The following is a 12,157-nucleotide window of genomic DNA, read 5'->3' as shown; positions in this document are numbered from 1 at the left end:
GGACAGACCGATATGGCGGATAATTCCCTCCTCCTTCAGCTCTCTTGCATAGTCCAGGATACCATTGGTGACTATGTCCTCCCAGTCCTTAAAAGAATCACAGTAGTGGATCATCCCAACATCCAGATAATCCGTATCAAGCAGCTTCATCAATTCTTTAAAATGTTCCTTTACCTTTTTCAGGTTTCTGGTACGGACATACTGTCCCTTTTCCCAGACAGAGCATAAATGACCCTGGATAATAAACTTATCTCCATCCGCAAAAGATGATTCTGGTTTTACTGCTAAACCATTTTTTAAAAGTCGCCCTGAAAAGCCTGGAAGCTGCAGCTGTTTTTGATTAAGTTCAATTGTGAAAGGGCGTACGTTAGCTAATAAACTTTTTAATTGAAGGGATTTTAATAATTCGCTGATAGTCGGCGGCATTATACAAGTAATTGAATCGTGATCCGCAATATGTTCGTCTCCAGATACAGGGAACCCATTCCGTCTTACTTCAGCATCAACAGAATATTCCTGATTATTTATATAAACGGTACAATGCGGAATATGATCAAGTAAATCCCTGATAGGGAGCATAATCGGCTGGGCGTCCAAACCCTTTTGAATGGAAATCTCATCATTGCTTTTTACAGAATCATCAAGGGATGCAGAGACACCATTCAGTGTGAGTACAGGCTTACCGCCTAGTTTCCCTGGTATGGTTACAGATTGACCGTTCACCTGGACCATCAGCGCCATTCCAGGCTTGCCAAAAAGCTTAGTCAAACGAATCCCCGCTGTGAGCAGACAATCAGCAACTGTGAGTCGTTTCATATCAAACAAACGAATCGTTTTGCCATTAACAATGACGCTTAAATAACGTATTGGATTACGGTGAGCTGCAATAGCAATTCCAATAGGAGTAACAAGCTCTGGTCCTTCTTTTACATGGGAGGCAATTTTGATATCTTGTATCGCTTCAATCCCTCTGATAGCCACTCGATTCGAGGGCAAGCTTAGTTTTTCTGCAATCATTAACGGCAATGCTGGTGTTAGACTGCCGCCGCCAATGAGCATAATGGCCTTCGGGGCTTTATTATTATTGAGAGCAAGAATTTCATTACTGATTGAATGAGCTAACTTTTCAAGGGCAGGATTCAGCTCTTTAATCACTTCTTGTTTGCTAAGTTCGGTTGTGAATCCAAGAATATCAGTTACGGATATACTGTCATACTCTGGGTCACTCAACTCTTTTTTTGCTTTTTCAGCGAGCGGGAAATCGAGAAGGAGCTGATCGCTGATTGCTTCGGTAATTTCATCGCCTGCTACTGGAACCATTCCATACGCAATGACCGTTCCTGAATCAGTCAACGCGATATCAGAAGTCCCTGCTCCAATATCAACGAGAGCTACGTTTAAACGCCTCATAGAAGGTGGTATCAGAACATTAATAGCAGCAATCGGTTCAAGTGTTAAAGCCTGCATATGGAGCTCTGCTCTCTTTAAAGCGGCTGCTAATGATTCAACGACAACTTTAGGCAGGAAGGTTGCAATAATCTCTACTGAGGCTTCATAGCCGCTCTGATCGATTAAACTGCCGATTTCTTGGCCGTCAAGCCGATAGAAGAGAACAGAATACCCTACACAAAAATATTGAGTACTTTCTTCCAAGGCCATTTTTTCGGCGACGATTGCTTGAGCTTGTTGCACAGCACACAATTCTAGATGCAGAATATCATCCTGCTGAATCATTGGTTTGTCCTTAATGTTAATTACTTCTACAGCTCTTTCCGTTTTAAGTGCACGTCCGGCAGCTGCTACGGACACATTCTTTAGAGGACCGTGTTTTTCCTCAAGTTGATTTTTTATTGCTATGATGACTGTAGAAACAGCCAATACATCATGAATTTGTCCATCCATCATGGCCCGCTCTGTATGCTCTTGGGATAAGATATCCTTTACCTCGTAAGTAGTATCCTGTTTTTCGAGGATAATACCGACCACTGATCGCGTACCAATATCGAGGGCAAAGAGTTTTTCCGGCAATAGAAACACCTCTTTAAGTAGTTTATAATACGCTTTAATGCTTAAAAGCGTTTCTTTAATAAAGAAATAAATAGTGACAATCTTCAGATTTTCATTTATACTAATCTAAATTATATAAGAAATGTACCATATTTTTTTAATTCTTGACAGTTGTCGGATATAAAAGGAAAAATATCCGCAGATTTATGCAATCTGCAAAAGATAAGTGTTGAGTATGTAGTAAAATAGACAGTCAAAGGGGACGGTTAGAAATGAGCAACAAGGATCTTGAAACTCTAAGAGAAAAGCTTGATGACATCAACCTTGATTTATTACATCTTATTAACCAACGTGCGGGAGTTGTACAAGAAATTGGCCGTGTAAAAGAAAAGCAGGGCGTAAATCGTTATGATCCAGTTCGTGAAAGAGAAATGCTGGATCTTATCGAAGCGAATAATGAAGGACCATTAGAGCCTGCTTCACTTAAACATATCTTCAAAGAGATTTTTAAGGTTGGTCTGGATCTTCAAGAAGAAGATCAAAAGAAAGCCTTGCTGGTATCAAGAAAAAGAAAAGCAGAGGATACCATTATTGACATCAAGGGTGAGTTAATAGGGAACGGAATTCCGAGCTTTGTATTCGGACCATGTTCAGTTGAATCCTATGAACAGGTAGCTGCTGTGGCAGCAGCTGTTAAAGCGAAGGGTCTTAAGTTATTACGTGGAGGTGCTTATAAGCCGCGTACCTCACCATATGACTTCCAAGGACTTGGGCTAGAGGGATTAAAAATACTTAAACAAGTTGCCGATGAATACGATTTAGCTGTTATTAGTGAAATTGTAAACCCAAATGATATTGAAATGGCTTGCGAGTATATCGATGTTATACAAATTGGTGCAAGAAACATGCAGAACTTTGAGTTGTTAAAGGCTGCAGGCGCTGTGAATAAACCTGTGCTGTTAAAACGAGGCCTTGCAGCAACAATTGACGAATTCATTCATGCTGCTGAATATATCATGTCCCGAGGAAATGGCAACATCATTCTTTGCGAACGTGGAATTCGGACATACGAACGTGCAACTAGAAATACACTTGATATTTCAGCTGTACCGATTCTAAAACAAGAAACGCATCTGCCTGTTATGGTTGACGTTACTCATTCTACTGGACGTCGTGATCTGCTGCTTCCAGCGGCAAAAGCGGCATTAGCAATCGGCGCTGATGGAGTTATGGCTGAAGTACATCCAGATCCATCGGTTGCATTATCCGACTCTGCTCAACAAATGGACTTCAAACAATTTGATACTTTCTATAATGAAATTAACAAGTTGAACTGGGTATCATTGTAATTTTGTTTAGCAAAAACAGCTCCCTTCCAATTCGGCAGGCGAGCTGTTTTTTATTTGTGCTGAACTTTATTGATAAATTTGTTATATAATTAGGAACAGATACATTGCGGACAAGGGTTCACCTGTCGTATGATAGAGTAATACAGTACGTTTATACAGTAAAGGATAAGTGTATGAAACGACTTGAATGCTCATATCTGAACAATTAAATGTTAGATTGATTTCCTGAAGTTGACCAAGTGAATCGAGTTAACATCAGCTGAAGAAATATGTGAAAAATCCTATATGCTCCTCTTTAGATGAGCTGGTTATAAAAAAGCTAAGATTGAGAAAAGCTGTAAATGGGAAAATTGATGGTAAGAAGGAGTGGTTTTATGAATAATGTAACGATTTATGATGTAGCTCGTGAAGCTAGCGTATCAATGGCTACCGTTTCACGCGTAGTTAATGGGAATCCGAATGTTAAACCTGCTACACGTAAAAAGGTATCTGATGTGATTGACCGTTTAGGATATCGTCCGAATGCAGTAGCAAGAGGATTAGCAAGCAAAAAGACAACAACGGTGGGGGTAGTAATCCCAGACATTTCTAGTATATTTTATGCAGAGCTGGCTAGAGGAATTGAAGACATTGCCACTATGTACAAATATAATATCATTCTCAGTAATTCTGATGAAAATGAAGAAAAAGAACTTCGTTTATTAAATACAATGCTTGGTAAACAAGTAGATGGAATTGTGTTTATGGGTGCAAATATCACGGAAGAATTAGTAAAGGAATTCCAGAAGTCCCCGGTTCCGATTGTGCTTGCTGCTTCTCTTGAGGATACGAAACAAATTCCATCCGTTAATATTGATTATGAGGCTGCGGCCTTTGATGCCGTTAAGGACTTTGCTGCAAGAGGATTAAAGAATATCGCATTTGTCAGCGGTAACATTAATGATCCGATTAATCAAAAAAAAATAGCAGGATATAAGCGCGGTCTGGCTGATCAAAAGATTGAACTTAATGAACAGTTCGTTATCGATGGCGATTATACATATGATTCAGGTATTGAATCATTCCAAAAGTTAAATGACCTAAAAGAAAAACCAAATGCTATTATTGTTGGTTCGGATGAAATGGCATTAGGAGTTGTGCATGCTGCTCAGGATCGCGGGTATAATGTTCCAGATGATTTTGAGGTAATTAGTTTTGATAATACACGACTTACTTTAATGGTTCGCCCGCAAATCACGACAATTGTGCAGCCGCTTTATGATATTGGTGCAGTTTCCATGCGTCTTCTAACTAAGCTGATGAATAAAGAAAGTGTAGAGGATCAAGAGTCTGTTATTCTTCCACATAGAATTGAAAAACGTCAATCAACGAAATAAACGTCCAATATGGACGTTTATTTTTTTTGCTTTATGTAGGTTTCACAGAAGATGATTGATTGGAACGAATAGGGTAGAGTAATTTTTCAACCGTTAGCGCGTTTTTTTCGGTTATTTCAGGTCTTCGGGGAATGGGTTCGTAGATACCCTCAGGATCATCCCACGATTGCGGCAGGGTGACAGGTGAGTCAGGCTGCCAAGTATCCAGCCATTCTGGCGATAATGGCCCCGTAGGAGTAGGGTGTTCAGACATCTCCATCCATAGCATTGACCAAGCGCGCGGTACCACACGCCATATGTCATAGCCGCCGCCGCCAACTGCAACCCAGCGTCCCTCACAATATTGATGGGCCAGTTTGTGAGCTAAGCGTGGAATTTCGCGATAAATTCGCATGGTTGCCGATAAATGGGTCAATGGATCAAAGTAGTGTGAGTCGGCACCATTTTGGGTGAGGATGACATCAGGTTTAAAGAACTCCACGATTTCTGTAAAGGCCGTTGTATAGGATTCTAACCACGAATCGTCCTCGGTAAAAGCATCGACTGGGATATTAAATGAATAGCCGTATCCTTTCCCTTGACCTCGTTCATTGATACTTCCTGTCCCTGGAAACAGATACCTTCCAGTTTCATGAATGGAAAAAGTACATACTTCTGGATCATCATAAAAAGACCACTGAACACCATCGCCATGATGTGCATCTGTATCAACGTACAAAACACGGGCGTGGTACTTTTCCTGCAGATATTTGATAGCCACGGAACTGTCATTATAAATACAAAACCCAGAAGCCTTTCCGCGAAAGCCATGATGAAGACCGCCTCCCAAGTTCAATGCATGTTGAGACTTTCCTGTCATAACATAGTCAACAGCCTGTAAGGTTCCGCCAACGAGAAGAGCGCTTGCTTCGTGCATATCTGGAAAGATAGGTGTATCCTCAGTCCCTATCCCGAAATTTCCTGCTTTTTCTTTTGGAAGTTTTCCTTTTCCAGCTAACCTGACAGCGTTTACATAGGCAGGGTCATGAATTAATTCTAATTCCTGATCGGTAGCCATCCTTGGTTTGATGATATCCTCATCAGTAATAGCACCCGTTTTTTTTAATAAATCCAGCGTCAAGAGAAGGCGTTTTTGATTAAACGGATGATCGTTGCTGAATTTGTATGTTAATAGTTCTTCAGAAAAGACAAAAACGGCTTCCTTCATAGGGAGATACCGGGAAGGCTTGGCCATATGACTGTATAGCCTTCTTTCTTTAAGTCATCTACGACTAGAAATGGATTCATAGTTTGTATCCTCAACACGAGAACTTTTTCATATTCTGTCTCTTTAGCAGGATAGACGAGAACACTATGGATATTTGTATTCCTTTTTTTAAAGATACATGAAATATTATGAAGAACACCAGGCTGGTCAGGTACTTGCACCTCAATTTGTGAACCAGGCTTATTTACACCTGTCAGTTCAACATAGGATTGAAGTAAGTCAGTGCCCGTAATAATCCCGACCAGTTTTTTTTCATGAATAATCGGGAGGCAGCTAATATTGTTCTCACAGAAAACAGCACCTATTTCTTCAACAAAATCGAGGGGATGTCCGGTTATGATATTGGTTTTCATAATCGTGTGGAGAGGTTTCTGCATATCCTCTTTAAAATCCTCGGTTCTAAATATTGAGGGGGAAGCGTCACGGATGTCACGATCACTGATAAGACCAACGAGATGATATTCATGATTAACAATTGGGATATGCCGAATTCGTTTCTCTTGAATTAGTAATAAGGCGGTCTGAATGGTATCCGTTTCAGTTAGTGAGATAATCTCTTTTTTCATGATTTTTTCAACAATCATTTCTACTCCTCCTCATGGTTAATAAACACTTTAATACATGAATCGGTTCATAAATCTAAGCTGGTCGAATTTTTGAATAGATTCAGGTTCAACTCGTTTACCGATTCTTGCCATCAGACAATTTGCAGGGTGAGAACTGATTTCCGGATCATCCGTTGCATAATATTCCAGTCCTCCGGCACTCATCATTTTTTCCATAATTTTTCGATAATCCCATACATTTAATCCTGTGCCTTTTAAGTCCCAATGCCAATAATATTCTGTTGTAATGATAATGAAATCTTCCATCGCATCGTCTGTCATGGATAGGCGGATCATGTTCTTACCAACAGAAGCTCCTCGGTAATCTTTTATGACTTCTATTGCACCAAGTTCAATTAAGTCATCCATTTTTATCTCTGACCATCGCTCTAGCGGATCTGGATATAAATAAGTGACATAACCAATAATCATTTCTTGCTGGCGGGCAATAATTATTCGTCCTTCTGGAAGATCAGCAATTTCAATTAATGCCTTATGTTGTTGGGCTGGAGGTCGGAAAGCAACCAATCCTTCGTGGAAATCATATGACTTTAATTTTTCGGCAGAAACTGGTCCTTCAATAATTAGAGTACCTCTAGCTGTTTCTAATTCCATGGAATTATACGCCTTTATATGTTCCATTCTTTCACCGCCTAATGAGTATTACTTTCTATTATACATAAAAAGTAAAATCGGAATTTTAGATAACTAGTATTCTTCTGAAGTTTTTCTAATCCATTCAAAATTTGGACATATTTGTTACTGTGATGTTTATGAAAATAGGAAAGGGCAGAAGGGATAGTGGGTTCTTAAAGTAAAAAATTGAGATAAATAGAATTATATACTATAATTATACTGTATAAGTCGAGAAAAGGGGGAACATTGTCTATGAAATTGGAAGCGCTGCCAGTAATTAAAGGTGAGTATAATTTACAAAATTACGAAGAAAAGTACAAGCAGTTTGATTGGACTGAGACAGAAAAAGAGTTTTCTTGGTCAAAAACTGGGAAAATGAACTTAGCTTATGAAGCGATTGACCGTCACGCTGAATCTGATAGAAAAGACAAGGCGGCCCTGCTTTATAAAGACGATAAACGGGACGAAACATATACATTTGAAGAGATGAAGAATTTAAGTAATCAAGCCGCTAACGTATTAAAGAACGTTGGAGAGGTGGAGAAAGGGGACCGTGTATTTATTTTTATGCCCCGTTCACCAGAACTTTATATGGCTCTGCTCGGTACCATTAAGACAGGAGCGATAGTTGGACCGCTCTTTGAAGCATTTATGGAAGGTGCAGTTCGGGACCGACTGAAAGACAGCGGAGCAAAGGTTTTGATTACTACACCAGACTTACTGGCTCGCGTACCGGTAAGCGACCTGCCTGAACTGAAACATATTTTTCTCGTCGGGGATAATATTGAGGAAACGGAAAACCTGCATGATTTCTCTGTTAGATTAAAACAAGCAGATACGGAGTTTTCGATAGAATGGGTAAATCGTGAGGATGGGTTAATTCTTCACTATACATCCGGTTCTACAGGAAAGCCTAAAGGCGTTCTACATGTTCATAATGCCATGATCCAGCATTATCAGAGTGCAAAGTGGGTGCTTGATTTAAAAGAAAATGATATCTATTGGTGCACAGCTGATCCTGGATGGGTAACTGGGACATCATATGGAATTTTTGGACCATGGCTGACTGGAACAACAAATGTTATCGTAGGAGGCCGTTTTAAACCAGAATCGTGGTATAAAACGATTCAGGATTATGGGGTAACTGTTTGGTATAGTGCACCTACTGCTTTCCGCATGTTAATGGGCGCAGGTGATGAAATCGTCGAGAAATATAATTTGAGTTCTCTTCGTCATGTATTAAGTGTAGGAGAACCGCTTAATCCTGAAGTTGTTCGTTGGGGAATGAAAGTCTTTAATAAACGAATTCATGATAATTGGTGGATGACCGAGACAGGAGCTCAGATTATCAGCAATTATGCCTGCATGGAAATTAAACCGGGATCGATGGGAAAACCACTTCCAGGAATCGTGGCAGCAATTGTAGATGATCAAGGAAATGAACTTCCTCCCCACCGGATGGGGAATCTGGCCATTAAAAAAGGCTGGCCGTCAATGATGCATACGATTTGGAATAACCAAGCGAAATATGAATCTTATTTTATGCCGGGCGGTTGGTATGTATCTGGAGATTCTGCTTATATGGATGAAGAGGGATACTTCTGGTTCCAAGGGCGGGTTGATGATGTGATTATGACCTCAGGAGAGCGTGTAGGTCCCTTTGAGGTAGAAAGCAAGCTCGTGGAGCACCCGGCTGTTGCTGAAGCCGGTGTCATCGGGAAACCTGATCCGGTACGCGGTGAGATTATTAAAGCATTCATTGCTCTCCGCGACGGTTATGAACCAACGGAAGAGCTGATTGAAGAAATCCGCCAATTCGTAAAACAAGGCTTGGCTGCACACGCAGCACCAAGAGAAATTGAATTCCGTGACAAGCTTCCCAAAACAAGAAGCGGAAAGATCATGCGCCGCGTCTTAAAAGCTTGGGAACTAGATCTGCCAACTGGAGATCTATCAACGATGGAAGACTAAAAGAACAAACCAAAAAAGAGGCTTCCCAACCAAATGGGAAGCCTCTTTTTTGTTACTCATCTGTATCATCATCAACTTCTTCAGGTTCGTCTGCAGGCTCAGATTCCTCTTCTTCTGCGTTTTCTTGGGAATCTTCCTCATCAGAATTAACAACTGGTTCTGTAGGTGTGGTCTCAGGTATTTTCTTTGTGCTGCCAGTTTGAATCATAATCTGAGTGGACATAGGGGATTCGTTGCCAGCTATATCTACTGCAGTAACGTAATAGCTCCCTGAACCGCTGCTGTAGCTAAGCTTTTCTCCAGCTCGGATGCTTGCAACCTTTTGACCGCCGTTATAAACACGATACCCGACTACATCCTCTTCAGAATGAGATTTCCAAGCTATGGATTGCCCAGTCTGATATACCACTGGAGGAGCTGGAACTTTTCCATTGTCGTTTAATACAGCGTTTGGCACAACAATGTTTTTCCAGCTGCTATTTAGTGAAGCCAAAATAGTTGGATCGACAAGATATTTTCCGCCAATCTTATTAAAAAAGTCTGAATTAAGTACGTGACCATTGGTTGTAAATTCATCTGGGGTAGCAGGAAGTGCGGTATATTGCTTAGTACCGACTTGTACGTACCTTCCAGTTGTAAAGCTATCATCTGTCTCGTTCGGGACAAATTTTGCATTAAATAGGTCTGTGGAAGCCATTCCTGCTGCAGAGCAAGAATTTGAGGCAAGGAGACCTGATACTGCACAGACAGAACGACGGACAATTCCTCCAGGCATTTCAAACCGTCCAGCTGGGTCAACAAGCTTTGGTTTGACTTGATAGGCAGCATTCATTAAATCAGCCCACAGATAAATATTCCGCTTACTATAGGAGAGTCCTTTATACGTTTGTTCCAGCGGTTTTGGCGTATCATACCCCATCCACGTTCCGAAAGTTACGTTAGGATTAGTTGCGACGAACCAGGCATCCTTATAATCTTGACCTGTCCCCGTTTTTCCTGCCCAGTCAGAAGAAAAGGCGAGTCGGTTACTTAAGGATGCAGCTGTACCGCTGGTTATGACATCGCGCATCATATCTACTGTAAGATAAGCAGTTTGTGGTGAAAATACGTCGACTGGCTTTGTTTTGTGTTTATAAACAACTTTACCATCCTTTGTCTCAATTTTATCAATCATGTAGGCATCAACAAAGTCTCCATTATTAGCAAAAGTCGAATAGGCATTCACATTTTCTTCTACTGTCACACCATCTCTGAGAGCTCCGAGTGACATCGATGGGTTAACGTAATCTCCTTCAACAAGTGAAGTAAAGCCCATTTTTTTCAAGTAATTAGCTGGCCGTTGATTAATAATATCCATGTAAAAGACTGCTGCCGGAACATTATGCGATTTTTTCAGAGCTTCACGTGCGGTGGTTAAACCTGAATAACTGCCTCCGTAGTTCTTAGGCTCCCATCCACCAATTTTAATGGGTACATTAACGGATATGGAAGCAGGAGAAATCTTGCCTAACTCAATGGCTGGTGCATAGACGAGCAGCGGTTTCATGGTGGACCCATTTGGCCGCTTCGCTGCAGTTGCATGGTTCAATTGTTCGCGTGAATAATCCCGGCCGCCGACAAAACTAAGTATTTTACCCGTTTTATTTTCAATGAGGATGGCTCCGGTCTCAACTGGTTGATCAATAGCCTTGGATTCTTTTGTTTCTGAATCTGTTATTCTCTGTTTTTTTGAATTACCGTAATACTGGTAATTCGTTGCTACTTTTTGCATTTTATTATATATTTTTTTATCGATTGTCGAATAAATTTTATACCCGTTCTGATGAAGCTTACGATCTGCTATGGTCGTATACTGCTCTTTTAAATCTTTATCTTTTTCAAGGTCTTTTTCACTGTATCCGGCTTCTTTTGCAAAGATGGTTGTGAGAATTTCTACGGAACGCTTTTCAATTTCATAAGTAACCCAAGGGTATTCATCATAGGGTTGTGGTTGAGGTCCTATGAAATCCTTTACGAGGTCATAAGCTAGTGCATCTTTATATTCTGCTTCAGTGATATAGCCGCCATCAAACATTCTCTTTAGAACCGTTTTCATTCGATTTAGACCTGGCTCGAGATTTGTTTTCAATTCTCCTTTTTGGGTATATGGAGTATAGCCAAATGGACTTTGAGGTAACCCGGCAATAAAGGCAGACTGAGGAAGATTAAGCTTTTTAGCTTCTATTCCAAAAAGCCCTTGTGAGGCAGCTTGAACCCCTGCAATATTTTTACCAGATGAGTTTCTGCCGAATGTTGAGATATTAAGATAGGTTTGAAGTATTTCTTCTTTCTCAAAGAACTTTTCAACGCGAAGTGCAAGCAATATTTCTTTTGCTTTCCGCTCAAAAGATACCTCATTCGTTAGGATTTGATTCTTAATTAATTGCTGTGTCAACGTACTTCCGCCTGATTGAACAGAGGCGTTTGTCATCTCTTGAAAGATTGCACGCATAATGGCTTTTGGTACGACACCCTCATGCTCATAGAAATATTCATCCTCTGTGGCTATGATGGCGTCTGTAAGATGTGTTGACATTTGGTTTAATAAAACTTCTTCACGTTCCAAATCAGATGTGAGTTTGCCGAGATAAACCTTATTGGCAAAATAGATTTCTGAGGTTTCTTCATAATTGTATAAGTCTTTTTTTAGGTCTGTTTTTGATCTGATTGGCTCCTCTTTAACAAGCGCAGCAAAGTAACCAGCCCCAACGCCTCCTGCAAATGAAAAACCGAGTATCAGTGTAAGTATGAATAAAAGCGTTAAATTCCAGACAACCTGGTATGTAATCCTTGAGTATTTTTTTGTTCGCTTGTCCTTGAAAAAATCAAAAAAAGGACGCAGACGTGTCTGTTTAGTTCTTTCGTTATTTTTCATCGTATCAAACCCCCTGAAATCACATACATTAT

Annotated in this window: 8 protein-coding genes; 3 read left to right on the top strand and 5 right to left on the bottom strand. The window is 40.4% G+C overall.

Features of this window, described 5'->3' with window-relative positions; translation table 11 throughout:
* A partial coding sequence (locus AC52RT_RS15240) for a cell division protein FtsA (protein WP_495541533.1) occupies positions 1-2,037 on the bottom strand: 2,037 nt, incomplete at its 3' end.
* Between the two features lie 242 nt (positions 2,038-2,279).
* Here AC52RT_RS15240 and AC52RT_RS15235 point away from each other — a divergent pair.
* On the top strand, positions 2,280-3,356 hold the full coding sequence (locus tag AC52RT_RS15235) for a bifunctional 3-deoxy-7-phosphoheptulonate synthase/chorismate mutase (protein ID WP_495541532.1): 1,077 nt from the start codon (positions 2,280-2,282) through the stop codon (positions 3,354-3,356).
* A gap of 374 nt (positions 3,357-3,730) precedes the next feature.
* Positions 3,731-4,732 (top strand): catabolite control protein A, encoded by a 1,002-nt coding sequence (ccpA, locus tag AC52RT_RS15230; RefSeq protein ID WP_495541531.1) that lies wholly within the window; start codon positions 3,731-3,733, stop codon positions 4,730-4,732.
* Positions 4,733-4,763: 31 nt separating this feature from the next.
* On the opposite strand, the gene AC52RT_RS15225 is transcribed toward ccpA, so the two are convergent.
* Genes AC52RT_RS15225 through AC52RT_RS15215 form a run of 3 tightly spaced genes read right to left on the bottom strand, consistent with a single transcriptional unit; the run spans position 4,764 to position 7,246 of the window.
* On the bottom strand, positions 4,764-5,939 hold the full coding sequence (locus AC52RT_RS15225; RefSeq protein ID WP_495541530.1) for an acetoin utilization protein AcuC: 1,176 nt from the start codon (positions 5,937-5,939) through the stop codon (positions 4,764-4,766).
* Positions 5,936-6,583, bottom strand: coding sequence for an acetoin utilization AcuB family protein (locus tag AC52RT_RS15220; RefSeq protein WP_495541529.1), 648 nt, complete (start codon positions 6,581-6,583; stop codon positions 5,936-5,938). The genes AC52RT_RS15225 and AC52RT_RS15220 overlap by 4 nt, the downstream gene beginning before the upstream one ends.
* A 30-nt stretch (positions 6,584-6,613) precedes the next feature.
* The gene (locus tag AC52RT_RS15215) at positions 6,614-7,246 is read right to left on the bottom strand and encodes a GNAT family N-acetyltransferase (protein WP_495541528.1); all 633 of its coding nucleotides are present in this window, start codon (positions 7,244-7,246) and stop codon (positions 6,614-6,616) included.
* A 246-nt stretch (positions 7,247-7,492) separates the two neighbouring features.
* Here AC52RT_RS15215 and acsA point away from each other — a divergent pair, with 246 nt between their 5' ends.
* Entirely contained in the window at positions 7,493-9,211 is a 1,719-nt protein-coding gene (gene acsA, locus AC52RT_RS15210; protein ID WP_495541527.1) for an acetate--CoA ligase, read from the top strand.
* Between the two features lie 52 nt (positions 9,212-9,263).
* On the opposite strand, the gene AC52RT_RS15205 is transcribed toward acsA, so the two are convergent.
* Positions 9,264-12,125, bottom strand: coding sequence for a transglycosylase domain-containing protein (locus AC52RT_RS15205; RefSeq protein WP_495541526.1), 2,862 nt, complete (start codon positions 12,123-12,125; stop codon positions 9,264-9,266).
* Positions 12,126-12,157 lie beyond the last annotated feature (32 nt).

The organism is Peribacillus sp. (assembly GCF_059453735.1).
The sequence above is the reverse complement of the archived record's forward strand: the minus strand, read 5'-3'. Positions and strand labels throughout refer to the sequence as shown.